Annotated in this window: 19 protein-coding genes and 1 pseudogene; 7 read left to right on the top strand and 13 right to left on the bottom strand. The window is 71.9% G+C overall.

Annotation, left to right across the window (positions count from 1 at the left end; translation table 11 throughout):
- The first annotated feature begins 43 nt into the window (after positions 1 to 43).
- Positions 44 to 1,789 carry a malto-oligosyltrehalose trehalohydrolase gene (gene treZ / locus ABZ396_RS33565; RefSeq protein WP_358922970.1) on the top strand — a complete coding sequence of 582 codons (1,746 nt, stop codon included), beginning with the start codon at positions 44 to 46 and terminating at the stop codon, positions 1,787 to 1,789.
- Between the two features lie 114 nt (positions 1,790 to 1,903).
- On the opposite strand, the gene ABZ396_RS33560 is transcribed toward treZ, so the two are convergent.
- The 5 genes from ABZ396_RS33560 to rox form a co-directional block, all read right to left on the bottom strand.
- Entirely contained in the window at positions 1,904 to 2,848 is a 945-nt protein-coding gene (locus ABZ396_RS33560) for an aminoglycoside phosphotransferase family protein (protein ID WP_358922972.1), read from the bottom strand.
- A gap of 63 nt (positions 2,849 to 2,911) precedes the next feature.
- Positions 2,912 to 4,039 carry an aminopeptidase P family protein gene (locus ABZ396_RS33555; protein WP_358922974.1) on the bottom strand — a complete coding sequence of 376 codons (1,128 nt, stop codon included), beginning with the start codon at positions 4,037 to 4,039 and terminating at the stop codon, positions 2,912 to 2,914.
- Positions 4,040 to 4,255: 216 nt separating this feature from the next.
- A complete protein-coding gene (locus tag ABZ396_RS33550) occupies positions 4,256 to 4,810 on the bottom strand; it encodes a PDZ domain-containing protein (protein ID WP_358922976.1) in 555 nt (184 codons plus the stop codon).
- A gap of 810 nt (positions 4,811 to 5,620) precedes the next feature.
- Entirely contained in the window at positions 5,621 to 7,783 is a 2,163-nt protein-coding gene (gene cyc2 / locus ABZ396_RS33545; RefSeq protein ID WP_358922978.1) for a germacradienol/geosmin synthase Cyc2, read from the bottom strand.
- 155 nt (positions 7,784 to 7,938) lie between these two features.
- Positions 7,939 to 9,387: a rifampin monooxygenase gene (gene rox, locus ABZ396_RS33540; RefSeq protein ID WP_358922980.1), complete on the bottom strand. Its 1,449-nt coding sequence runs from the start codon at positions 9,385 to 9,387 to the stop codon at positions 7,939 to 7,941.
- A gap of 310 nt (positions 9,388 to 9,697) precedes the next feature.
- On the opposite strand from rox, the pseudogene ABZ396_RS33535 reads away from it, so the two are divergent.
- A pseudogene (locus tag ABZ396_RS33535) lies at positions 9,698 to 10,057 on the top strand (cytochrome P450); the annotation flags it as partial.
- On the opposite strand, the gene ABZ396_RS33530 reads toward ABZ396_RS33535, so the two are convergent.
- Together ABZ396_RS33530 and ABZ396_RS33525 are read right to left on the bottom strand one after the other, a co-directional pair.
- Positions 10,029 to 11,180 carry a damage-control phosphatase ARMT1 family protein gene (locus ABZ396_RS33530; protein WP_358922981.1) on the bottom strand — a complete coding sequence of 384 codons (1,152 nt, stop codon included), beginning with the start codon at positions 11,178 to 11,180 and terminating at the stop codon, positions 10,029 to 10,031. The pseudogene ABZ396_RS33535 and the gene ABZ396_RS33530 sit on opposite strands and share 29 nt — an antisense overlap.
- A 53-nt stretch (positions 11,181 to 11,233) precedes the next feature.
- Positions 11,234 to 11,881 (bottom strand): ScbR family autoregulator-binding transcription factor, encoded by a 648-nt coding sequence (locus tag ABZ396_RS33525; RefSeq protein ID WP_358922983.1) that lies wholly within the window; start codon positions 11,879 to 11,881, stop codon positions 11,234 to 11,236.
- 428 nt (positions 11,882 to 12,309) lie between these two features.
- Between ABZ396_RS33525 and ABZ396_RS33520 the strand changes: the two genes are divergently transcribed.
- Positions 12,310 to 13,236, top strand: coding sequence for a lytic polysaccharide monooxygenase (locus tag ABZ396_RS33520; protein WP_358922985.1), 927 nt, complete (start codon positions 12,310 to 12,312; stop codon positions 13,234 to 13,236).
- A gap of 17 nt (positions 13,237 to 13,253) precedes the next feature.
- Here ABZ396_RS33520 and ABZ396_RS33515 read toward each other — a convergent pair whose 3' ends face one another.
- Positions 13,254 to 13,904 carry a Tat pathway signal sequence domain protein gene (locus ABZ396_RS33515; protein ID WP_358922986.1) on the bottom strand — a complete coding sequence of 217 codons (651 nt, stop codon included), beginning with the start codon at positions 13,902 to 13,904 and terminating at the stop codon, positions 13,254 to 13,256.
- Positions 13,905 to 14,511: 607 nt separating this feature from the next.
- Between ABZ396_RS33515 and ABZ396_RS33510 the strand changes: the two genes are divergently transcribed.
- The 3 genes from ABZ396_RS33510 (at position 14,512) to ABZ396_RS33500 (ending at position 16,805) form a co-directional block, all read left to right on the top strand.
- Positions 14,512 to 15,216, top strand: coding sequence for a DUF6230 family protein (locus ABZ396_RS33510; RefSeq protein WP_358922988.1), 705 nt, complete (start codon positions 14,512 to 14,514; stop codon positions 15,214 to 15,216).
- The gene (locus tag ABZ396_RS33505; RefSeq protein WP_358922990.1) at positions 15,213 to 15,653 is read left to right on the top strand and encodes a DUF6114 domain-containing protein; all 441 of its coding nucleotides are present in this window, start codon (positions 15,213 to 15,215) and stop codon (positions 15,651 to 15,653) included. The genes ABZ396_RS33510 and ABZ396_RS33505 overlap by 4 nt, the downstream gene beginning before the upstream one ends.
- 192 nt (positions 15,654 to 15,845) lie before the next feature.
- A complete protein-coding gene (locus ABZ396_RS33500) occupies positions 15,846 to 16,805 on the top strand; it encodes a sporulation protein (protein ID WP_358922992.1) in 960 nt (319 codons plus the stop codon).
- An 8-nt stretch (positions 16,806 to 16,813) separates the two neighbouring features.
- Here the strand turns inward: ABZ396_RS33500 and tatA are convergent, their stop codons facing one another.
- The 3 genes from tatA to ABZ396_RS33485 form a co-directional block, all read right to left on the bottom strand.
- Complete coding sequence (tatA, locus tag ABZ396_RS33495; RefSeq protein WP_358922994.1) at positions 16,814 to 17,077, bottom strand: Sec-independent protein translocase subunit TatA; 264 nt, start codon at positions 17,075 to 17,077, stop codon at positions 16,814 to 16,816.
- 141 nt (positions 17,078 to 17,218) lie between these two features.
- Entirely contained in the window at positions 17,219 to 19,717 is a 2,499-nt protein-coding gene (mgtA, locus tag ABZ396_RS33490) for a magnesium-translocating P-type ATPase (RefSeq protein ID WP_358922996.1), read from the bottom strand.
- Positions 19,707 to 20,069, bottom strand: coding sequence for a metalloregulator ArsR/SmtB family transcription factor (locus ABZ396_RS33485; RefSeq protein ID WP_358922998.1), 363 nt, complete (start codon positions 20,067 to 20,069; stop codon positions 19,707 to 19,709). Before ABZ396_RS33485 ends, mgtA begins: the two co-directional genes overlap by 11 nt.
- A gap of 171 nt (positions 20,070 to 20,240) precedes the next feature.
- Between ABZ396_RS33485 and ABZ396_RS33480 the strand changes: the two genes are divergently transcribed.
- Entirely contained in the window at positions 20,241 to 20,696 is a 456-nt protein-coding gene (locus tag ABZ396_RS33480) for a TerB family tellurite resistance protein (protein ID WP_358923000.1), read from the top strand.
- 68 nt (positions 20,697 to 20,764) lie between these two features.
- Here ABZ396_RS33480 and ABZ396_RS33475 read toward each other — a convergent pair whose 3' ends face one another.
- Positions 20,765 to 22,198, bottom strand: coding sequence for an aromatic amino acid ammonia-lyase (locus tag ABZ396_RS33475; protein WP_358923002.1), 1,434 nt, complete (start codon positions 22,196 to 22,198; stop codon positions 20,765 to 20,767).
- Positions 22,199 to 22,266: 68 nt separating this feature from the next.
- Positions 22,267 to 23,226, bottom strand: a complete 960-nt coding sequence (locus ABZ396_RS33470; protein ID WP_358923004.1) for an ABC transporter substrate-binding protein — start codon at positions 23,224 to 23,226, stop codon at positions 22,267 to 22,269.
- Positions 23,227 to 23,401 lie beyond the last annotated feature (175 nt).

Genomic DNA, 23,401 nt, shown 5'->3' with positions numbered 1-23,401 from the left:
GGACGGACTACCTCACGATGAGCCAGACGAAGGGGAACCGTCCGTGCAGTTCGAGGTGTGGGCACCGCAGGCAGACCGTGTGACGCTCCATTGCGACGGCGCGACGAGCGCGTTGGGGCGCGATGCGCAGCGGCCGGGCTGGTGGGCCGGGGAGGCGGACGCCGAGGGCGGCACGCGGTACGGGTTCGCGCTGGACGACGGCCCTGTGCTGCCCGACCCGCGCTCGCGCCGCCAGCCGGACGGACCGGACGGGCTCAGCGCGGTCGTCGACCACGGTCGGTACGAGTGGCGTGCCGCGTGGCCGGGCCGCGCGCTGCCGGGCGCGGTGCTCTACGAGCTGCATGTGGGCACGTACACCCTCGAGGGCACCCTGGACGCGGCCGCCGGGCGGCTGGAACATCTGCTGGAACTCGGCGTCACCCACGTGGAGTTGATGCCGCTCTGCCCGTTCCCCGGCCGGCACGGGTGGGGGTACGAGGGGGTCTCGCTGTGGGCGGTGCACGAGCCGTACGGCGGGCCCGAGTCGCTGAAACGGTTTGTCGACCGGGCGCACGAACTCGGGCTCGGTGTCGTCCTGGACGTCGTCCACAACCATCTCGGCCCGTCGGGCAATTACCTGCCCGCGTACGGGCCGTACTTCACGGAGACGCACCACACGCCCTGGGGCGCGGCGGTCAACCTGGACGCGCCCGGTTCGGACGAGGTGCGCGCGTACCTGGTGGGCAGCGCGCTGGCTTGGCTGCGCGACTACCGGATCGACGGGCTGCGCCTGGACGCGGTGCACGCCCTGTGCGACACGCGCGCGTGCCACTTCCTGGAGGAACTGTCGTCGGCCGTGGCCGGCCTGGCGGCCGAGTCGGGCCGGCCGTTGTTCCTCGTCGGCGAGTCCGACCTGAACGACCCCCGCGTCATCACCGCACGCACGGAGCACGGGCTCGGCCTGGACGCCCAGTGGAACGACGACTTCCACCACGCCCTGCACACCGCGCTGACCGGGGAGTCCCAGGGCTACTACGCCGACTTCGCCCGCGCCCCGCTCGCCGCCGTCGCCAAGACCCTCACCGGCGGTTACTTCCACGACGGCACGTACTCCAGCTTCCGGGGCCGCCGCCACGGCCGGCCGCTGGACCGCGCGCGGGTGGCCGGGCACCGGCTGCTCGGCTACACCCAGACCCACGACCAGGTCGGCAACCGCGCCCAGGGCGACCGGCTCTCGGCCACCCTCTCCCCCGGCCTGCTGGCCTGCGCGGCCACGCTGACGCTCACGGCGCCCTTCACGCCCATGCTGTTCATGGGCGAGGAGTGGGCGGCGGGCACCCCCTGGCAGTTCTTCACCGACCACACGGACCCGGATCTGGCGGAGGCCGTACGGCGCGGCAGGCGACGGGAGTTCGCGGCGCACGGATGGGCCGAGGAGGACATCCCCGATCCGCAGGACCCGGCGACCCGGGAGCGGTCCTGCCTGGACTGGTCCGAGCCGGAACGCGAGCCGCACGCGCGCGTGCTGGCCTGGTACCGCCGGCTGATCGCCCTGCGCAACGAGCAGCCGGACCTCACCGGCCCCGACCTCGCCGACACCAAGGTGGCGTACGACGAGGAGGCGCGCTGGCTGGCGTTCCGGCGCGGTGATGTGCGGGTCGCGGTGAACCTGGGCGAGGAACCGGCCGCGATCCCGCTGGGCACCGGCCGGGTGAAGGTCCTGGCCGCGTGGGACTCCGTGACGGCACCGGACGCCGACGGGCTGCTGCGGGTGCCGGGCCAGTCGTGCGTGGTGCTGACTCGCGCGTGAGCACGCGTGCGTGCCGGGCCGTGGGCATGGCGTGCACGCGCGCCCATTGCTTCGTGGGCACGGGGTGCACGCGCGCGTACTGCTCCGTGCGCATGGCGTGCACGCGCGCGTGTCCTACGGCTTCTCGTCCGTGTCGTCCTCGCGGAGGTCCGACACGCGCTCCAGCAGGATGGCCTCCCAGGCGCGCCGGAGCTGCGTGCGCAGCAGGGGCAGGGGGCTGTCGTCGCGGCCTTCGAGGCGGTCGGTGAGGCGGAGGACGGTGTCGCAGCGGGCGAGCCACAGGCCGCGCAGGCAGGGGCGGGCGCCGTAGCCGGCGAGGGTGGCCGCGCGCACGGCCGCGCCGGAGCCGACCGCGAGGGCGAGCCCGGCGATGTCCTCGGCGGGGTCGCCCACCGCCGCGTCGGTCCAGTCGAGGACACCGCGCACCCTGCCGTCGGCGCTGACCACCAGGTGCTCGCCCTTGAGGTCGTGGTGGGCCAGCACGGCCGTACCGGGCTGGGCGGCGAGCTGGGCGGCGCCCGGCGAGGTGAAGTGGAACAGGGGCGCGGGGTCGAACTCGTCGGCGGAGGCGAGGCGTTCGGCGGCGGGCACGGCCATCCGGCGCAGCGCCTCCAGGGAGCGCGGCGGGGTGCGCGGCACACCGAGCGTCTCGGCCTGCCGTACGGGCACCTCGCGCAGCCCGGTGAGCAGCCCGGCCAGATCCGCCTCGCCGACCGCGGAGACGTCGTGCTCCTCGGCCGTACCACCGGGGATCGCGGTGTCCAGCGTGTAGGACAGCCCCGGCGCCCACTCGCCCTGCGCGATGCCGGACGGGACGGCGACGGGCAGGTGCGGGCGGACCAGGTCGCGCAGGCGCAGTTCGCGGCGCTGGCGCACGGAGGCCTCGCGGTCGGGGGCGAGGCGCAGCACATACCGGCTGCCGACCCACCAGGTGGAGTGGTCACCGCCCTCCGCGACGGGCCGGATGTCGGGGCCCGAGGTCCCGGTCGCGCTCTCCTTGAGTAGCGAGCGGACCAGTCGGCGGACGGTGTCCGCGTTGGGTGTCGGTGCCTGGGTCATGGATCGCGCCGTTGCCGTTCGGGGTGGGGTGGGGGCGAGAAGGTGCTCCCGGGGCCGGGTCGGTCAGCCCACTATGACTATCTCGCGGGTGGTGTTGTTGAAACGACGCCCGCCCTCCTCGGTCACCGTGACGATGTCCTCGATCCGCACCCCGAAGCGGCCGGGCAGATAGATGCCGGGCTCCACGGAGAAGCACATCCCGGGCACGAGCGGCCGTTCCTCGCCCTCGATCATGTACGGCGGTTCGTGCGTGGTGACGCCGATGCCGTGGCCGGTGCGGTGGATGAAGGACTCGGCGTACCCGGCGTCGGTGATGACCGCGCGGGCGGCCCGGTCGACCTCCTGGCAGGCGGCGCCTGGGCTTACGGCCCGGAATCCGGCCTCCTGGGCGGCGCGCACGATGTCGTGCACCTCGCGCTCCTCGGGGGTCGGCGGGCCCACGTGCACCGTTCGGGTGGTGTCGGAGCCGTAGCCGTCCTTGAGGCCGCCGAAGTCGAGGACCACCATGTCGCCGTCCTGGATGACGCGGTCGCCGACCTCGTGGTGCGGGTTGGCCCCGTTGGGGCCGGAGCCGACGATGGTGAAGTCGACCTGGTCGTGGCCGAAGCGGCGCAGCAGGTCGGCGAGGTCGTGGCCGACGTCGGACTCCCGGCGGCCGGCGAAGGGAACCTTGCGGATCTCCTCGAACGTTGCGTCGGCAGCCGCTCCGGCGGCGGCGAGGAGTTCGAGCTCGGCCTTGTCCTTCACGGCGCGGAGCATGGGCAGCGCGTCGGTGAGGGAGGCGTAGGAGGTGCCGGGGAGTGTCTTCTGCAGGCCCAGCAGGTGCATGGCCCAGGCGTTGTCGCTGATACCGAAACGGCCTTCCCTGGCGAGCAGGCCGGCGGTGACGGCGTAGGGGTCGGTGCCGTCGGTCCAGTCCCGCAGGGTCAGGGCGGCCGCGCCGTCGGCCTTCTCGGCGTCGGGGGCCTCCAGGGTGGGGACGACGAGCACGGGGTCCCTGCCGGGGCTCAGGACGAGGAGGGTGAGCCGTTCGGTGACCGCGGTGGGGGTGTAGCCGGTGAGCCACACCATGTCGGGGCCGGGGGCGATCAGGAGCCCGGCCAGTCCGGCGTCGGCCGCGGTGCGCGCCGCGCGCGTCATACGGGCCCGGTAGTCGTCGGCGGTGAAGGGCGCGGGTTTGCTGCCGGTCATCCGATCCTCCCGGTGCGGGTGAGGGGACTGTGGGGGCCTCGGTGAGCATCCTGCCGGGTGCGGCGTGGCCGCGCGAGCCGGTTGGGGGATCGCCGGCACCGCGGGCTGCGGTCGTGTGCCCGGTGCGGCGGCGTGGTCGCGGGCCGCGCCCACGCGACGGAGCCGTATACCGATACTGCCCCGCTCTCCTTCGGAGTGCCCCTGCGGGCGGCGCCCTCAGGTGATGACCGCCGGCACCACGGTCAATTGCTGGTACCCCCCGCTCTGGTGCCGCACCCTGAGCTTGACCTCCTTCCCGGGGCGGCCCCCGGCGACCGCTCGGGCCAGGTCTGCCGCGCTGTCGATCCGGGTGTCGCCGAACTGGAGCAGTACGTCGCCGCGCACCAGGCCCGCCGTGTAGCCCGGTCCAGGCACATGGACGGCAACCACCAATGCGCCCACCTTCTCGGCGTCCGCCGCCTCCACGCCGAGAGTCGCGGCGGCAATGCGCGTGGGGCCGGCGGTGGCGGACGGGGTGGGCCCGGGCGGCTTCGGTGGGGTGTGGCGCTGTAGTTCGGCCAGTCTGTTCATCCCGATCACCGTGGCGCCGACCGTGCCGACTCCGACCCCGGACAGCACCAGGACCGTGCCGGCGGCCAGGCCGAACAGCAGGGACCTGATCCGCCGGCCGCGTCGGCGCGCGGCGTGCGGGCGCCGGGTCGGGCCGGGTTCGGGCCCCTCCCGGCGTTCCTGCCCGGGGATCGGCTTGGGACGCAAAGCGGTCTGTTCCATGGTTCGCCTCCAGCCGCAGCTCTACCCGGCGCACGCGGGCGACGAGTCACGAACGAGTGAGACTGGCCCTGGGTCAGGGGCGGGAAGGCTCAGGCCTCACCTGCACCTTGGGCCTCGTCGAGAAGGCTCGCCACAAGGTCCGCCGCCGCTCCTGCGGGTGTCCCGCCGTACACCGGTTCCACCCGGTGAGCGAGCCGTGGTGCGGTGACGGGGACGGGGACGGCGAGCGTGCCGGGGATGCCGGTTGCCGTGCGCCGCCGGGGCAGCAGGGTGACGCCGTGACCGGTGGCGGTGAGGGTGGCGAGGGCGCGGACGGAGCCGTCGTAGCGCAGCGCCGGGCGGAAGGCGCCGCCGCCCGTCGAGGCACGCGGCTGGCGAGGGGCAGGCCCGCGTCGGGTGTGTCGAGCCGGCGCCCGCCGGCGAGGTCGGCGAGAGGCGGGCCCGGGCGGCAGTCGCGGGGGTGCCCGGTGAGGAGCAGGACGGCGACGGGTTCCGCTCCGAGGCCGTGCGTGGTCAGCGGGACCTCGTCGGGCACGCGCAGGGGGTCGCTGGGAGCGGCGAGGCCGAGCAGACCCAGGTGGGCGTGCCGGTGGCGGCGGGGGTGTCTTCGCGGGGCAGGACACGCAGGGTGACGCCCGCTGCGGGGAGGGCGGGAGGACGGCGGGGCCGAGCGCCGTCGGGGTGGCGGCGAAGGTGCGGCTGAGCGCGCCCGGGGGGCTGTACACCGCCCTCCAGCAGGAACCGGGGGTACGAAGCCGGCGCGGACCTCCAGGAAGAGGCCCGCGCCGTCACCGGTGGCGATACGCTTGGTCAGTTCAGGGGGAGTGCCGGGGCGAGGGGCGGACGGTCCGGCAGGAAGCCGTGGGCCCGGCGGGCGAGATGCTCCGGCTTGTAGCGGTCGACCCGCTGGTGCCAGTTCAGGATTGCGGCCATCCAGTTCTGCAGGTCGCGGACATAGCCGTCCATGGCCTCGCGGGCCTCGGCCGACAGCTCGAAGTCCTCGTACACAACCGGGAGTTCATTGGCGACGACATGCTCGAACTGCTGCATCCGCTGGGTCATCAGGTCGTGCACGACGCGGAGCGCGGTCGGGTAGTCGACACCGAAGAAGTTCTGGACGACGAGGATCGCGTTGTGCAGCTCGCCCTCGTACTGGATCTCCTTCTGGTAGGAGAAGACGTCGTTGACGAGCATGCCGTAGTCGATGGCGGCGTTCTCCAGGGAGCGGACCGGGCCGCTGCGGTAGACCTCCGTGGGGATCGCGGGGCCGTTGCCGCGGCGGGCCAGACTCAGGGTGAGGTCGGAGCCGAACGTGGCCCGGCGCATCTCCAGATAGTCGACGGGGTCGGGGATGCGGTGCTGGAGCTGGTTGGACAGCTCCCAGAGCCAGCTCTCGGTCATCATGTCGACGGACTGCTTGAGAGCGAGCCGGTCTTCGGGGCTCATCCCGGCGGTCGTGCGGGCCCAGAGGTCGATCAGGCCCCGCTCCATGGCGGTGACCGGTACAGGGACGGGCTCGCCGGCGACGGCCATGCAGGAGGAGAGGCGAGCCGTCGCCAGCTTGGCGCCGGCCAGATCGCGCCGGGTGCCGAAGACCAGGGGGTAGTAGTCGTCCCCGTAGGTACCCCAGGCCAGCCAGTCGGCGCTGAGGTCGAGTTCCTCGGGGGTGGCGTCCGGGTCGAGGCCGGCGGAGCAGAGCGCGAGGTCACAGGCGGCGAGCTTGTCCTCGTCCCAGACGCCCTCGGCGAGCATGCCGGTGCCGCGCGCCCAGTCGGTCAGCCGGGTGCGGGCGGCGTCGAGGTGCGGGCTGAGCTCGACCTGGTACGGCATGTGGAAGTCGGGCAGGAGGGAGGGGCCGACCTGTTGGAACGGCACGTGGGAGTAGGCACGCAGACGTTCGGCGGCGGCCGAGGCGAGCAGGGCGCCGACGTCGGCGGCGGAGGTGCCGGGGCCGGTGAGGTGCTGCCAGGGGGAGGACGGGGTGGCGCCCTGGTTCATGTAGCGGCTGGAGCGCATGTGCCATTCGTGGCCGCCCGACTGCCAGTCCTGCAGCCCCTTGGTGTAGGCGGCGACCGCGGCGGCCTGGCCGGGCGTGAGGCCCTTCTCGACGGTGAGGGCGGGCACTTCGGTGAGGGCGGTGTGCTCGAACTGGTGGAGGCGGGAGGTGAGGATGTCGTTGACCGTGTCGGCGGCCTCCTGGGTGGTGCAGTCGAAGAAGGTCTCCAGGACCAGCACGCCGTTGCTGTTCTCGCCCTCCTCCTCCACCTCGCGCTGGTAGGAGAACAGGTCGTTGCGCAGATGGACGGCGTCGGCGAAGGTCTCCATCAGCACCCGCAGCGGCCGCGTCCCGGCGACGGCCGCGGGCACCTCCGCCGTCGCGTACTCGACGAGCCCCGCAGACCAGGGGGCGCCGCCCACCTTGCGGCGCATCTCGATGTACTCGACGGGGTTGGCGATCCGCCCCTCGTTGATGTTGGCCAGCTCCCACATCGACTCGTTCATCAGATGCTCGGTGGCGACCGAGAAGCGGCGGCGCCAGTCGGCCGACATCGACGGCACCGTACGTGCCCACAGGTCGGCGAGGCCGGCCTCGACCGGGTTCTGCGGCTCCGGCACGGGCGTGGCGAGGTCGAGCGGCATGAACAGCGGGAGCCGGTCGAGATGGGCCTTGCCGGCGGCGCGGTCCTGGGTGCGCTTGTACATGTCGAGGAAGTGGTCGTCGAAGAAGAACACCCACACGTACCAGTCGGTGATCAGCGAGAGGGCGGGGCCGTCGCAGTCGGGGTGGGTGTAGCTACACAGCAGGCCGTAGTCGTGTGCCTCCAGGTCGGCCTGGGTCCAGATCCCGGAACCCTCCAGCATGCCCATCCCACGGGCCCACTCGGTGGAATGGGCCCGGGCCTCCTCCAGGTGCGAGTTGAGCCGCGCGGGATACGGCATGTAGAAGTGCGGGAGTTCGAACGGCTGCGTCATGGCCGAGGCCCTACCCGTGCGCTCCAACGGCCATCCGCCGTGCGGCACATGCTCACACCATCGCGTGAACCGGGGCGGAATCCGGGAACCTCGGCCGGCCTTGGTGGCGTCCGCCCCTCACACCCCGGCCCCGCCCGAGCACCCTGACCGGGTGCTCAACCGGCCGCGGCGCCGAACCACTTGGCCAGCGGTCCGAGCAGCTCCCGCTGGTCCTCGCCGGCCCACACCACATGACCGTCCGGCCGCAGCAGTACGGCGGGCACGTCCAGTTCCTCGCTGACGTCGACGACGTGGTCGACCCGGTCCGCCCAGCCGGCGACCGAGAGCCCGCCGGTCTGGTCGAGCAGCAGCCCGCGGCCGCCGTGCATCAGCGCGTAGAGGCGCCCCCGCTTCAGCTGGACGTCCCGGAGCCGTCGGCCGAGGAGTTCATGCCCCTCGTCGAGGTCGTAGCGCACGGAGATCGCGGAGATCTTCTCGATGAGGTACCGGTTCACCTCTTCGAAGCCCATCAGTTCCGTCACCAGCCGGCGCACCGCCCGCGCACCCGGTTCGCCGGACAGCAGTTCGCTCTGCGCACGGGTGTTGTCGAGCACGGCGGCGGCCACCGGGTGCCGTTCGCCGTGGTAGCTGTCCAGCAGTCCCTCCGGCGCCCAGCCGTACACCTCGGCGGCCAGTTTCCAGCCGAGGTTGAACGCGTCCTGGATGCCGAGGTTGAGGCCCTGTCCACCGGTCGGCGGGTGGATGTGCGCCGCGTCGCCGGCCAGCAGCACCCGGCCGTCCCGGTAGCGCTCGGCCAGCCGGGTGGCGTCGCCGAAGCGGGAGATCCAGCGCGGGGAGTGCACACCGAAGTCGGTGCCCGCGAACTCCCGCAGCCGCTGCCTGAACTCCTCGAGGGTCGGCGGGACCCTGCGGTCCTCGGACACCCCGGCCGCGGGCACGATGACGCGGTGTACGCCGTTGTCGCGGGGCATGACGCCGAACCGCGCGTTGGTCCGGCGGACTTCGGCCACCACGGCGGCCAGTTCCTCCGGCGCGGCGGCCACCTCCAGCTCACCCAGCCATGTCTCGCTCCTGGCCGGCTCGCCGGGGAAGCCGACGCCGAGCAGCCCGCGTACCGTGCTGCGGCCGCCGTCGCAGCCTACGAGGTAGCGCGAGCGCAGCCGCGTGCCTGCCCCGCCGGCTGGGCCGACATCGGCCAGTTCGACGGTCACCCCGTCCTCGTCCTGGCTCAGCCCGACCAGTTCACAGCCGCGCCGGATCTCGACGCCGAGTGCACCGGCGTGCTCGGCCAGCAGGCGCTCGGTGGTGGTCTGCGGAATGCCGAGGACATAGGAATGCGCGGTGTCCAGCCGGTCGGGCCACGGCGCGAGAATACCGGCGAAGAAACCGGGGGCCGCGAACTTCTGGCCGAGGGCGAGGAACCGCTCCAGCAGACCGCGCTGGTCCATTATCTCGACACTGCGCGCATGCAGACCGAGCGCGCGGGACTGGTCGGTCGGTACCGCCTCCTTCTCCACCACAAGCACCCGCACCCCGTGCAGCCGCAGTTCGCTCGCCAGCATCAATCCCACCGGTCCGGCGCCGACCACGATCACATCGAGCATCGAAATCCCCCACAGGAAAAGAAAGGCACGCACACGTCACGGATCACTGATTTCCGCAGGTACTGGCTTCGGCCCGAGATTCTGCAACACCGACCGGGCCTTGCCGCAAGGCCCCAGGTGCGCTATAGGTTGAGAGTGGCAAGGAGCGGAAGAACTCCTTGCCTTCGCTTTTTCGGCCTTGCCCTTGCCTGCCCTTGCCTGCCCTTGCCTGCCCTTGCCTGCCCTTGCCGGCACCCGCCGCGCGGGTCACCGTGGTCGTATGACCACCTCTGTTGGCGGCGGTGACGGCCCGCCCGTCCCCGACGTCTTCGATCCGCTCCGGCTGCGCCGGCATCCTCCGGTGCCGGCCTTCCGCCGGACCGCCGTGCGGGACACCGAGCTGGGCGGCCGGCGGATCAGAGAGGATGACAAGGTCGTCGTCCCGCACGCGTCGGCCAACTGTGACGAGCGGGCCTTCGCCGCACCCGACCGGCTCGACCCCGGCCGGACGCCGAACCCTCAGGTGTCCTTCGGGGAAGGGCAGCACATCTGCCTTGGCGCCCACTTCGCGCGGCTCCAGCTGCGCACGCTCTACACGGAGGCGCCCGCCCTGGAGCGGGCCGGCCCCGCCGAACGGCTGGTCGCCAACTTCATCAACGGGCTCAAGTCGCTGCCGACGGCCCTGGGTTGACCTGGATCAGGGCGTGCGTTCCGGCCGTACGCCAGCGCTGTCCCTCGGCCGCGTCGAGGGACGCCACGGTGTCCGCGGCCAGGCCTGTGATCACATCGGACTTGAGGGTGCGCAACGCGGCCACCGGGCCCGGGAACCAGGCGGTGACCTCGGCGAAGGGGGTGGTCGGCGGCCAGAGCCGATCGCCCACCAGACGACGGTAGTTGAGGTCGCCCTTGAAGATCGTGAGGGCGGCGGAGGCGAACTCGGCGCGCAGGTCACCGGGCATCTCGGTGTACGGCAGCGGAGCGCAGGAGAAGGGATGGGCGCGCACGGTGAGCCGGCCGTCCGACATCGCCGACCAGAGGCTGCGGCCGTACTCTGCGGCCGCACCCGGTGCGGCAGTGAGCCTGCGCAGGGCGTCGAGCACATCGGCGGTCGTGGCGTCGGAGACGTAGTAGGGGTACGGCTTGATGTGCAGGACGGCGCGGTCGGCGCGGCCGGTGTCCAGGAGGTGGGCGATCAGCAGCAGGTCGGGGACGAGTTCGCGGCCCGCATTGTCGGCGACGAGGCACAGGGTGCCGCCCCGGAGCAGCCGCCACAGCTCGGCGCTGTCGTCGGCGACCAGGGCGGAGACGGCTTCACCCGGCTCTGCGGAGAGACGGAATCCCAGATCGGCGCGGTTGCCCCAGAGGGAGCCGTGCAGCAGGGCGCGGTCCGGGTCGTCGTCGAGGGTGTCGAGCGCGGCCAGTTCCTCGTCGGTCTCCTTGGCGTCGAGTTCGGCGAGCTTGAAGGGGCGGAAGGGGTCGATGCCCTGCCAGGGGCCGGGGCCGAAGTAGCCCACGGCGTCGAGGAGTCGGCGGTAGAAGTAGCTCTCGGACCACAGCCACGGCACGTCGAACCAGGACTGTCCGGCGTAGATGTCCAGGCCCCACCGCCGCCACCGGTCGTCGTCGGGCAGGGGTTCGATCACACCTTCGGTGCAGTTGTGCAGCAGCGCGTCGAGGGCGCGGTGCTGTTCGGGGCCATACGGGAAGGCGTCGCACACCTGGCGGATGATCGCGGGGTGCCGTTCGGCCAGCACGCTGTGCGGGAACGGGCCGGTGGTGCCGAGGATCACCGGTGCGTCGGCGGAGTCGGGCATGGGCGCCACGCTATCGCGCGGGTCGCCCGGCTCCGCCGAACCCACGGCGCCTGTCACGCCGTTCTCGTCTCGCGTTCCAACTGGGTGGCGAGGGTCATGTAACGGGCCCGCCGGTGCACCGGGACCAGGCCGCGGATCGTCAGATACCACATCTCCGCGACCCTGCGCGGCAGTCGTCCCACGGGCTCCAGGTTGCGGCCGGCGACCCGGGTGCCGACGAAGAAGCAGACCAGGGAGTGGGCGACCGCGCCGACGTCGAGGTCCGGGTGGACATCGGACTCCTTGACGGCGCCCAGGAGTTTACGCGTGGCGAACTCCATCCACTCCGTGAACGGATGCCTGAGCGGCGGCCGTACGCTGACGTCCGCGGTGGCGAGCCGCAGTCCGGCACGCGGGATCGGGCCGTCGACAGAGAGCCGGGCGATCGCGAACGTGGTGCGCATCAGCGCCTCGAGCGAGGAGTAGCCGCGGCTTTCCATCTCCCTCACCAACTGGCTGGAGGTGCGGGACTGGAGCTCCATGATGGCGTGCGCCAGATCCTCCTTGGCGGCGAAGTGGAAGTAGAGCGCCCCCTTGGTGACCTTCGCGTGTTCGACGATCTCACTCAGACTGGTGGATTCGTAGCCGCGCCGGTCGAAGAGGTCGGCGGCGGCCGTGATGATCGTGGCGCGGGTCTGCTCCGCGCGTAACTGCCTCGCCATCGACTCGACACTCCTCACAGCTCCAAACCGACGGGGCATGCGGTTTGTTTTTACCCCGTGCACACGATAGCTCACCGTGCGGCAACGGGAGTCCAACTGTGCGGACCTGGTGAGGGACACGTGCAAGTCGACGTGACCACGCGATCGGCGTCCACACTGCACGAACGCACGAGATCAGAACGCGCCCCTCCCTCGCGTTCGTGCCGGTTTCGGGGGCGCTGCGGCGGCCGGGCACACATCGGCGATCACCACGGTACGAGCCGGACGGTTGGTTCTCAATTCCGCTCGCGAAGTCCACAAAACGGACGACCAGGCCGGTGCCGTACACATCACCTGGCCCCGTGACCAACCGCGGTGAACGGTGCGCGCCCGATTCCCGTACTCACTTCAGCAGACCCCGTACCCGCGCCTGCCGAGGAGACGTCCCGATGACCCGGACGACCGCCCGTCTGACGGGAGCCGCCGTCGCGGCTCCGCTTCTGCTCCTGTCGTGGGCGGCGGGGCCCGCCCAGGCGCACGGCGCGCCCACCGACCCCGTCAGCCGGGTCTACGCCTGCTCCCCCAGCGGTGGCAGCGCGCCGACGGCGGCCTGCCGGGCGGCTATCGCGGCAAGCGGGCAGAACTTCGCCGCGTGGGACAACCTGCGGGTGGCGGGGGTCAACGGCCGTGACCGGCAGGTGATTCCGGACGGCAGGCTGTGCAGCGGCAACCTGCCGGTCTACAAGGGGCTCGACCTGGCGCGCGCGGACTGGCCCGCGACCCGACTGACCCCGGGCGCCCGGATGACGATGACATACGCGTCGACGATCGCGCACGCCGGCACGTTCAAGCTGTATCTGACGAAGCAGGGGTACGACCCGACGAAGCCGCTGAAGTGGTCCGATCTGCCTTCGCGGCCCTTCGCGGAGTTCAAGGACCCGCCCCTGACGAACGGGGCGTACCACTTCGGCGCGACGCTGCCGGCTGACCGGACGGGCCGTCAGATGGTGTACACGATCTGGCAGAACAGCAGCACCACGGACACCTATTACTCGTGTTCGGACGTGGTGTTCCCGACGAAGAAGGACGGCGGGGCGACGGCGAGCCCGCGGCCGCGGGCGAGTGCCACGTCGGCTCCCGGCACCTCAGCCGCCCCGACTCCCAGCGCCTCCAGGAGTGTTGCCACCTCGACACGGCAGACGGCGGCGGCCCCGGTCTCCCCAACGACCGGAACCGCTACCGCCGACAGCACTCCCGTGGCCTCCGACACGGGCTCAGGCTCGGGCCCGTCGGCGCCACTGCTGGCGGGCGGCGCCGCCGCGGTGCTGGTGCTCACCGGGGGCGCCGCCCTGGCGTCGCGTCTGCGTCGACGCTGACCGCCTTTGTGCGAGGGTCAGTTGACGTAGACGGTGGCGCCGTTGTCGGTGACCGGGGCGTACTTCGCGGTGAAGTAGCCGGCTGAGAAGCAGAGCGAGGAGCCGGAGGTCTTCGTGAACGCCTGGTTGGTGAAGTTGATGCTGTTGTCGGTGTTGCTCGACGTTCCGGTCAGGCTCGGCGCCTGGTAGACGCAGGTGATGCTGCCCAGCAGGGTCGTCAGCTTGACGGTGGTCTGGATGATGGAGCCGCTCGCTGGGGTGACGGTGAGGGTGCCGCCCGAGGCGACCGTCGTGGTGTACGGCAGGTTGTCGACGGTGATGCCGGAGACGCCGGTGACGCCGAGGACGTTGCTGGTGCAACTGCTCGCGTCGAAGGTGTGCCCGCTGACCGACTCGGTGGCGGTGCCGGGGGCGGCCGGGTTGTCGGTGACCGTGGCGGTGAAGACCGAGGACGTGCACTTCACGCCACTGGTGCCGGTGGCGCTGGAGTAGAGGGTGGCGCTGGTGCCGGTGGCCAGCGGTGCGCTGAGGACGTCGCCGACGGCGACGGCGCTGCCGCCGGTGCTGCCGGTGGTGAGCACCGCGCCGTCGGCGGAGGCGGGAACGGTAGCGGCCGCCGAGAGGGCGACGACGGCGCCGACGAGGGCGAGGAGGGATCGCGTACGCATGCGGGTTGCCTCTTTCCTTGGGGGGCTTGCGCGGGGTGGGGGGTGCAGGAGGCGCGCGCGTATGCCGCGCCAGCCGTTGCCGGCCCGTGACGCCTTCTCCGTACGTGACGGACCGGCAACGACAGCCGAGCCGGACACCGGCCGAAAGCCTGGGGGGGGTCAGGCCTCCGGCCGGGCCGGTTGGGGGCGTTCGGGCACGGCCCCTGGGGGAAGCGACCGTACCGACGCCGTCAGCGGAGCGGTGATCGAGGAGGCCGGGAAGCGGCCGATGCCGCTCGGCGGATCCGGCGCCACGGATCCGAGGGAAACCAGGGAGAGTTGTAGACCTGATTGACCGTCAAGGTCAAGGCTGGGAACGGGAGTTGAGCAACCGATCAAGGGAATGCAAGGTCGGAACACAATTGACGCATATTCAACACTCTTTTTTCACAACTGCCTTGACCCTGAAAAGTAACCGCCGGTAACTTGCGGCATGGCTACTGCTGCGTAACGAGAAAGCCCTTGCGTCCGCCGGGAGTTGCGAGGAGGCGTGCGCGGCAGCCGCTGTCCGCGCCAGGACAACGTGCCACGGAAGCCCAACCCGCGTGACCAATGCATGGGAGCAGACATGGCCCCGTCCCCGGACGTTCCGTCCGCAGACCACACGCCTGAGAACCCGGGAAGCGGTTCTCTTTCCGATACACCAGACACCACCGGGGTCACCGGAGGGACACCGAGACGGGGACGGGTCCGCGCGCGCCGGGCCGCGGTGATGGCGGTACCGGCCACGCTGGCCGCCGCCGGCCTCGCGGTCTTCACCGCGCAGGGTGTGCTGGGAGTGCAGTTCGCCATCTCCGGCATGCCGTTCGTGGTCACCGCCGACCGGCTCGACGGCACCGGCTTCGAGCAGTTCGGCGCCCTCGACAACATGATCCCGAACAGCCCCAACGCCGGTGACACCGGCGGCCAGCAGCTGGTCGTCACGTCGGTGGTGAAGAACGGCACGCTCACCAGAATGTGCCAGAGCGTCGACCTCGGCGGCATCCAGCTCCTCCTCAAGGCCGGCGGCGGCTCCAAGCCGGTGTCCGTGTCGAACCTGGCGATCGACTCCGACGACATCAAGGGCGACGCCTCGTTCAACAACATCGAGATCGGCCGCGACGCCAGCACCTTCGACAAGGCCGGCGTCCAGGGCCCGAAGGGCGTCTACGGCCAGCAGGCCGACGGTGTCGTCATCGAGCACCTTTACCAGCACAACTACGCGGCCACCGCGGCCGTCTTCAAGCTCCCCGACCTGCACATGTCCTTCAGCAGCGACGGTTGCCCCGGATGACCGACCCGGGGACGCGCAGCGGGCGCCTCCGCCGGTGGCGCGGGCAGCGGCCCTTCGCGGGCGGCGTGCTGCTCGTGCTGGCCGGTGCCGAGATCCTGGTGACCATGAAGGCGCCCCTTCCGGTCATCCTGCACATCGGCATGCAGGGCCTGGCGGGTTACCTGCTGCCGACCCTGATGCTCGTCTGCGGGTTGCTCATCGTCTTCAACCCTGCCCAGCGCCTCTTCTACTCCATCCTGGGCATCCTGCTCTCCCTGGGGACCTGGCTCACCTCGAACCTCGGCGGCTTCATGGTCGGCCTGCTGCTCGGGGCCATCGGCAGCTGCCTCACCTTCGGGTGGCTGCCGGACCAGGAACCTCGCGTCAGCCGACGCAAGCGGCGTAAGGCTGCGCGGGCCACTGCGCAGGGCTTCGGTGAAGGCGCGGAAGCGGTCTGAAGCCGCGGAAGAGGCGGGCCGGTGGGTTTCGGTCCGCCCCGTCTTCATGTGCGGGGAGCCCCCCGTCGAAAGGCTCCCCCGAACAGGTGACTTGGGAACTTCTTTGCCGTTCTCACGAGTTCATCGGGCAGCCGGACGGCGTGTGGCCGTCCGGGGTCTGAGTGATGAGTGCGGCGAAGGAGCGGCGGCTTCATGGTGTTCAAACGCCTGCTGGGGGCGATCGGCGTCGGTGGGCCCTCGGTGGACACGGTGCTGGACGGTGGCGCGGTGGTGCCCGGCGGGGTGTTGTCGGGGCGGGTGTGGCTGAAGGGCGGCTCGGCGGCGGTTGAGGTCGAGCACATCGGCCTGGAGCTGCTCGCGCGCGTCGAGGCGGAGCATGAGGAGGAGGAGAGCGAGGGCGCGGTCGTCTTCGAGCGGTTCACCGTGGGCGGTGGGTTCCGGCTCGGGGAAGAAGAGGAGCGGGAGGTGCCGTTCAGTGTGCCGCTGCCCTGGGAGACACCGGTCACCGAGCTGTACGGCCAGCCGCTCGGCATCGTGCTCGGGGTGCGCACGGAGGTGGGGGTGGCCGACGCCCGGGACAAGGGCGACCTGGACCCGCTCACCGTCCGGCCGCTGCCCGTCCAGGAGGCGGTCCTGGAGGCCCTCGGACAGCTGGGGTTCGGCTTCCGTTCGGCGGATCTGGAGTACGGCCGTATCGGCGGGACGGGCCAGCGGCTGCCGTTCTATCAGGAGGTCGAGCTGACCCCGGCGCCGCAGTACGCGCACGCGGTCACCGAGATCGAGCTGACCTTTCTCGCCTCCCCCGCCGGTCTGGAGGTCGTCCTGGAGGCGGACAAGCGCGGCGGGCCGCTCTCCTCCGGGCATGACGCGGTGACCCGCTTCACGGTGCGCCACGAAGTCGCGCACGCGCTGGACTGGAACAGCGAGGTCGACGGCTGGATCCGTCAGTTGATCGCCCACCGCGAGGCGTACGGCGCCCACGCGGCGTACGGCCACGGCGGGCACCACGACGGCCACCACCACTCCGGACCGGGCCTGGGCACGGCCGTCGCCGCCGGTGCGGCGGGTCTCGCGCTGGGCGTGGTCGGCGGCATGGTGGCAGCCGAGGTGGTGGACGAGATCGGGGACTTCTTCGAGGGGGACGAGGAGTAGCGGCTCCGTCAGCTCGTGGTGGCGGTCGGCTCGCCGGCCGTCCTGGGCTCCGGGTGCGCGGCGGCCGCGGCCGGCTCCGCCGCCATCTGTACCGACGTCGGCTCCACCGGCGCCGCATCGTCCGTCTTCATCGCCTTCGCCTCGCTCTTGAGGATGCGCATCGACTTGCCCAGCGCCCGGGCGGTGTCGGGCAGCTTCCGGGAGCCGAAGAGCACGATGAAGACGATCGCGACGACCAGCAGATGCCAGGGTTCGAGTCCGTTGCGGAGCATGACCGCCCCCTCCCTTTTCTCACGTTGTTCCGTGCCGACGGAGGGTGCTTCATGCGCCCCGGCCGGGCAGCGACGATTGCTACATTGCGCAACTGTACAACCCGGCGCGGAAGGTGGTCCCCTGACCCGGCCGCGCGATCGCTACGGCCGGCGCCGGTCGTGGCGTGCCCGCACCGCCCTCAGCGCCAGGGCGTACAGCGCCAGGACGGCGGCGAGCAGCGGATGGTAGCCGGTCGGCAGCCCGGTCATGCCGAGGGCCGCGCCCACCGGACTGGGCGGGAGCAGCAGTCCGACGACGGCGAGCGCGGCGGCGGCACGGCCGATGGGTCCGGGCCGGGTGCCGCCGCGCAGCAGGAACATCACCAGGGCCTGGGTGAGCAGGTTCTCGGTGAACCAGGCCGAGTGGAAGACGGCCTGGTCGTCGAGGGCGTCGGGGCCGCGCAGGGCGAGCGCCAGGACCCCGAAGGTGGCGAGGTCGGCGACCGCGTTGAGCACACCGAAGGCGGTGATGAACCGCAGGAAGGCGCGCGGCCGCAGCACGGTCGGGCGGCGCAGTGCCGCCGGGCCGGGGCGGTCGTGGGCGAAGGCGAGCTGGGCGGCGTCGAAGCAGAGGTTCTGGGCGAGCACCTGGGCCGGGAGCATCGGCAGGAAGGGGAGCAACAGGCCGGCGGAGAGCATCGCGATGACGTTGCCGAGGTTGGAGGAGAGGGTGACCCGCAGATAGGAGGCGATGTTGGCGCTGCTGTACCTGCCGGCGGTGACGGCATGCCCGATCGCTCCGAGGTCCTTCTCGGCGAGCACGACGTCGGCGGTCTCACGGGCGAGGTCCACGGCGGTGCGGGGCGCGATGCCGACGTCGGCCGCGCGCAGGGCCGGTATGTCGTTGATCCCGTCACCGAGGAAGCCGACGGTGTGCCCGGCGGCGCGCAGCCCGCTGACGATCCGGGCCTTGTCCTCGGGGGTGCAGCGGGCCACCACGGAGGCGTCGAGGTCGTGGGAGTCACCCGCCAGGGCCACTCGCCCCGTGTCCAGGCCGAGGTCCCGGCAGGCACGGGCGGCCGTGGCGGGGTGGTCGCCGGTGAGGACGCGGACGGTGATGCCGAGGCCGGTGAGGGTGCGCAGCGCATCGGCGGCGCCGGGGGCGAGGGCGTCCCGGAAGGTGACCAGACCCCGGAAGGTGAGGCCGTGTTCGTCGGCGGCCGTGTAAGGGCGGCGCGTGCGGGCGGGTCCTTCGGCGGTGGCGACGGCGAGGACGCGCAGCCCGGCGCAGGCCTCGCGGGCGGCGAGGGCGAGCAGGCGCTCGCGCTGGGCGGGGTCCAGGTCGCAGCGGTCCAGTACGTCCTCGGCGGCGCCCTTGGTGACGAGGACGTGGGTGTCGGGGCTGCCGGCGACCACGGCGGTGGCGGTGCGCCGCCCGGGGTCGAAGGGGACGGCGCCGATGCCGTCGTACTCCTCGCCCACCGGTCCGGCCGCCGTGAGCAGCGCCTCGTCCAGGGCGTCGGCGGCGGGCAGTTCGGCGAGCTGGAGGGTCCACCAGGCGCCCACGGCCGCCCACCGCAGCACGTCCGGGTCGTCCTCGCCGTCGGGCCCGAGGGCGCGTTCGACGACGGGCCGGTCCTGGGTGAGGGTCCCCGTCTTGTCGAGGCAGAGGACGTCGACCGCGCCGACGTCGTGCAGTGCGGGCAGCCGTCGTACGACGACCTGGTGGGTGCGCGCGAGCAGGGCGGCGGCCCGGGCCAGGCAGGTGGTGACGATCACCGGGAGCATCTCGGGGGTCAGCCCGACGGCGACCGCGACCGCGAAGGGCAGCGTCTCCGGGCCCCGGCCGCGCAGGGCGGCGTTGGCCATGAGGACCAGCGGCGGGGTCAGCAGCATGAACCGGATCAGCACCCAGGAGATACCGTTCACGGACCGGTCGAAGGCGCTCGCCTGCCGCCGCCCGCCCGCCGCGTTCTGCGCGACGGCGAACCGGGTCCGCTCCCCCGTCCCCACGACAACAGCCGTGGCACCGCCCGAGGCGACCCCGCTGCCCTGGAAACAGAGGTACTGCTCCTGGAAGGGGCCCGCGTCGGCCGCGTCGGGGACCTCGACGGCAACCTTGGCGACGGGCGCCGACTCGCCGGTGAGCACGGCCTGGTGCACGGTCAGCCCGCGGGCGCGCAGCAGTCGAACGTCGGCCGGGACCAGGTCGCCGGGACCGAACCGTACGACATCACCCGGGACCAGATCGGCGACGGGGACCTCCCGGGCCCGCGCCTCCGCCTCCTCCCCGGTGCGGCGCAGCACGGTGGCGGTACCGGCGACGAGTTCGCGCAGGGCGGCCAGGGAGCGGTCGGCACGGTGTTCGCCGGCGGCGCGCAGCCCGCAGCTGACCGTGACCAGGGCGAGGATCACGACGGCCGTGCCCCAGGAGGCGACGAGCGCGGAGACCAGGCCAAGGGTGAGCAGGACGGCGGTGAAGGGGTCGCGCAGGGCACGGGCGCAGCGCGACGGCCAGGAGACGGCGTGCGGGAGGGGCGGGGTGTTCTCGCCGGCGACGGCGAGCCGGGCCCCAGCCTCGGCCTCGGTCAGTCCGCGCGGTCCCGTGTCCAGCCGGCGCAGCACCTGCAGCGCGGTGGCGGCCGCGCCCTCAGAGACCACGGAGGCGGCGGGCGGCCGGGAGTTCGGCGCCGGTGGTGCGGGCGGTGAGGCGGCCGACGAGGAGGCGTACGACGTCGACGACGTCCGGGGCGTCCAGGAAGTACACCTGACGGCGGCCCTCCCGGCGGGAGCGGACGAGGCCGGCGAGCTTCAGCTTGGTGAGGTGCTGGCTGACGGCGGGCAGCGCGCCGCCCACCCGCTCGGCGAGGCCCGTGACATCGCTCTCGCCCTGCGCCAGCGCCCAGACGATGTGCAGCCGGGCGGGCGAGGCGAGCAGCCCGAAGGCCGCGGCCGCCTCCGTGAGCACGTCCGCGGAGGGATCCTCGTAGCCGTTGCCGGGCGCTGTCGCCACCGTCGTACTCCTCCTGTCCACCGCGTCGAGGGGACCTGTTCCGGATCGAAGGGACCAGTCTAGGACGCGGGAACTTCTCGGCCGCCGGGTCAGTTTCTACGGTGTTGTAGAAGTAAATTCTTGGCAAGCAAGGCTCTTGACGAGCACATACCGATCGAGGAGTGAGTGCGCATGGCTCTGTGGGACCGCATCAAGGACTCCGCGACGCAGATGCAGACCCAGCTCGTGGCGAAGAAGAACGACTTGAAGAGCGGTGCGTTCCGCGATGCGAGCATGGCGATGTGCGCGCTCGTGGCGGCTGCCGACGGCACCATCGATCCGTCGGAGCGGCAGCGGGTCGCCCAGCTCATCGCCACCAACGAGGTGTTGCAGAACTTCCCGGCGGACGACCTGCGCCGTCGTTTCGAGGAGAACCTGAACAAGCTGACCACCGACTTCGCCTTCGGCAAGGTGAGCGTGCTCCAGGAGATCGCCAAGGCCAAGAAGAAGCCGGCCGAGGCCCGTGCCGTCATCCAGATCGGCATCGTGATCGGTGGCGCGGACGGCGACTTCGACAAGACCGAGCAGGCCGTTGTCCGGGAGGCGTGCTTCACGCTCGACCTGCCGCCGCACGAGTTCGACCTCTGACCGCCTCGGGGGCGCGACGGCGGCCGCAGGACGGGGTGCAGCCGCGCGCCCAAAGAAGCGTCGGCTGCTCAGACGTCGGCCAGGAGGGGCAGCACCTCCATTGCCGCCGTCACGTCTCCCGTCAGCGCACGGTCCGCCATGTCCGCCGGCAGAGCTGCCGCCGCCACCCTGAAAGCAGGCACCGACGGCTCCATCGGCCCAAGCCTCAACGCCCGCACCGCGCCCACCAGTTCACACGCCAGAACCACCCCGTACGCCTCGGCCGCCCGTTCCGTCTGACGCGCCGCCTGGCCCGCGAAGCTCGCCGCCTCCTCCAGGCCGTGGGAGAGAACCGTGTGGCCCGCCGATGCCGGCATCGCGGACGAACGCACCTCTGCCAGGGCCGAGTTGGCCGTGTACTCCAGGACCATCGTGCCGGAGCTGCCGGCCGGGCCCGCCGTCAGGAACCCGGGGAGGCCCGTGAGGTCGGCGCGGCTCAGCGCCTGGAGGCGGGCCGCGGAGAGCTGGGCGGTCTGCAGGAGGGCCAGGTTGAGGCCGTCCAGGGCCAGGGCGAGCGGCGCCGCGAAGAAGCCGCCGTGGTGGTAGACGTGGCCGTCGGGGGCCAGCACGGGGTTCTCCGTGGGGCAGTTGATCTCCGTCTCGATGATGCGGCGGAGGGCGTCGGCGGCCTCCAGGGCCGCGCCGTGGACCTGGGGGAAGGCGCGGAAGGCGTACGGGTCCTGGATGCGGCGGCCGGTGGTGAGGGGGCGGTCGGGTACCGCCAGGAGGCGTCGTACCTCCGCCGCCGCCCTGGCGGGGCCGGGGTAGGGGCGCAGCGCGTGCACCTCGGGCGCGTAGGCCTCCGGTGAGCCGGAGACACCGGCCAGGGAGAGCGCGGCCACCGCGTGCGTGGCCCGTAGCAGCACGTCCAGGTCGTGGCAGGCCAGGGCGGCCCGGCCCAGGGCCAGGGCGTTGCTGCTCAGCAGGGCGAGCGAGTCGCCGGGGCGGAGGGTGACCGAGGTGGGCAGTTCGGCGTCGGGGGACGTGGTGAGCCAGGGGCGTTCGCCGATCAGGGTCAGGCCGGTCTGGGCCAGCGCCGTCAGGTCGCCGGTGCCCACACCGCCGTACTCGTTGATCGCGGGGTGGACGCCGAGGCGCAGGGCCTCGGCCAGGGCCGTGACGAAGGACGGGTGGATGCCGGAGCCGGCGGCCAGCAGCTGGTTCGCACGGACCGCAAGCAATGCCCGCGCCCGGCGGGGCGGGAGCAGGGGGCCGGCGCCGCCGGCGTGGCTGCGCAGCAGGCGCAGGGTGTGGCCGGCCGCGTCGGCGGGGTCGACGGCGATCGAGCGGTGGGCGCCGACTCCGGTGCCGCGCCCGTACCAACGGCCTTGCGCGGCAAGGCGGTTGGCGGTGCCGTGGGCGCGGCGGACCCGGTCGAGGGCCGCGGGCGGTACGACCGGGGCGGCAACGGCGTCGGCGAGCCGGACGAGTCCGGGCAGGCCGAGGCCGTTGCCGTCGAGCACGACACAGTGGTGCGGGGGCACCTGTCTCGCTACCTCGGTGGTGCTGTCCGACGAAGGTCAGGCGCGGGTCAGCTGAGGCCGGCCTTCTTCAGCCAGGCCTGGGCCACGTCCAGCGGGTCCTTGTTGTCCGACTGCACCTGGGTGTCCAGGTCCAGCAGGGTCGTCGTGTCGAGCTTGGCGGAGACCGCGTTGAGGGCGTCGGTGGCCGTCTGGTTCAGGCCGCTCTTGTAGACCAGGGGCTGGACGTTCTCGAAGCCGAAGAGGTTCTTGGGGTCCTGGAGGACGACGAACTTCTCCTTGGTGATGGTCGGGTCCGTGCTGAAGATGTCGCCGGCCTGCACCGAGTTCTTCGTCAGGGCGGCCTCGGTGAGCGCGCCGCCCGCGTCGAGCGCCTTGAAGGACTTGAACTCCAGGCCGTACACGGACTTCAGGCCGACCAGGCCCTGCTGGCGGGTCTGGAACTCCGGCGAGGCGCCCATGACCAGGTCCTTGGCGATGTTCTTGAGGTCGGCTATGGAGGACTTCTCGGTGAGGTTGTACTTGGCGGCCGTGGCCGCATTGACGGTCACCGTGTCCTTGTCCTGCGCGTCCGCCGGGTCGAGCAGCGTCAGCTTGGAGTCCAGCTTGGCCTCGATGGCCGACGTGGTCTCCTCGACGGTCTTCGGGGCCGCCTTGGGGTCGAGGTAGGCGAGCAGAGCGCCGTTGTACTCGGGCAGGACCGAGATCGAACCGTTCTTGAGCAGACCATAGGTCGTCTCACGACTGCCGATGTTCGGCTTGTAAGTGACCTTGACGCCCTTGGCCTTGAGCGCTTCGCCGTAGATGTCCGCGATCAGGGTGCTCTCGGCGAAGTTGTTCGAGCCGACGACGACGGTGTCGCCGCTCGCCTTGCTGTCGGACAGCGGGTCGGAATTGCTGCCGTCGGAGGAGGAACAGCCCGCCAGCAGGGCCGTCGTCGCGGCGAGCGCGACGGCCGCCACGCCTCGGTATGTCCGGATTGACCTGCTGGGAAGGGTGTTGGAAGTCACGGTTGCCGTTCCGGGAGCTGTGGGCAGGGTGGGGGTGATGCGAACACTCCGCACGATCCAATCCAGCCGCTTCTCGGTCAGTCAAGTATCTCCGGGTCACCGATTGGCTTCAATCCGTGGTCAATTGTAGACGGAGAGCGGTCTCTTTGTAACGGATTCTTGACAAAGGCCAAGC

This window comes from Streptomyces sp. NPDC005866 (assembly GCF_040629895.1).
In the GTDB taxonomy this organism is placed as follows: Bacteria; Actinomycetota; Actinomycetes; order Streptomycetales; family Streptomycetaceae; genus Streptomyces.
This window is presented reverse-complemented; position numbering and strand designations above follow the sequence as displayed.

Coding starts and splice junctions, on each gene's coding strand:
- ABZ396_RS33560 (WP_358922972.1), bottom strand. CDS start 2,848: ATGACCCAGGCACCGACACCCAACGCGGACACCGTCCGCCGACTGGTC.
- ABZ396_RS33555 (WP_358922974.1), bottom strand. CDS start 4,039: ATGACCGGCAGCAAACCCGCGCCCTTCACCGCCGACGACTACCGGGCC.
- ABZ396_RS33550 (WP_358922976.1), bottom strand. CDS start 4,810: ATGGAACAGACCGCTTTGCGTCCCAAGCCGATCCCCGGGCAGGAACGC.
- cyc2 (WP_358922978.1), bottom strand. CDS start 7,783: ATGACGCAGCCGTTCGAACTCCCGCACTTCTACATGCCGTATCCCGCG.
- rox (WP_358922980.1), bottom strand. CDS start 9,387: ATGCTCGATGTGATCGTGGTCGGCGCCGGACCGGTGGGATTGATGCTG.
- ABZ396_RS33530 (WP_358922981.1), bottom strand. CDS start 11,180: ATGCCCGACTCCGCCGACGCACCGGTGATCCTCGGCACCACCGGCCCG.
- ABZ396_RS33525 (WP_358922983.1), bottom strand. CDS start 11,881: ATGGCGAGGCAGTTACGCGCGGAGCAGACCCGCGCCACGATCATCACG.
- ABZ396_RS33520 (WP_358922985.1), top strand. CDS start 12,310: ATGACCCGGACGACCGCCCGTCTGACGGGAGCCGCCGTCGCGGCTCCG.
- ABZ396_RS33515 (WP_358922986.1), bottom strand. CDS start 13,904: ATGCGTACGCGATCCCTCCTCGCCCTCGTCGGCGCCGTCGTCGCCCTC.
- ABZ396_RS33510 (WP_358922988.1), top strand. CDS start 14,512: ATGGCCCCGTCCCCGGACGTTCCGTCCGCAGACCACACGCCTGAGAAC.
- ABZ396_RS33505 (WP_358922990.1), top strand. CDS start 15,213: ATGACCGACCCGGGGACGCGCAGCGGGCGCCTCCGCCGGTGGCGCGGG.
- ABZ396_RS33500 (WP_358922992.1), top strand. CDS start 15,846: ATGGTGTTCAAACGCCTGCTGGGGGCGATCGGCGTCGGTGGGCCCTCG.
- tatA (WP_358922994.1), bottom strand. CDS start 17,077: ATGCTCCGCAACGGACTCGAACCCTGGCATCTGCTGGTCGTCGCGATC.
- ABZ396_RS33480 (WP_358923000.1), top strand. CDS start 20,241: ATGGCTCTGTGGGACCGCATCAAGGACTCCGCGACGCAGATGCAGACC.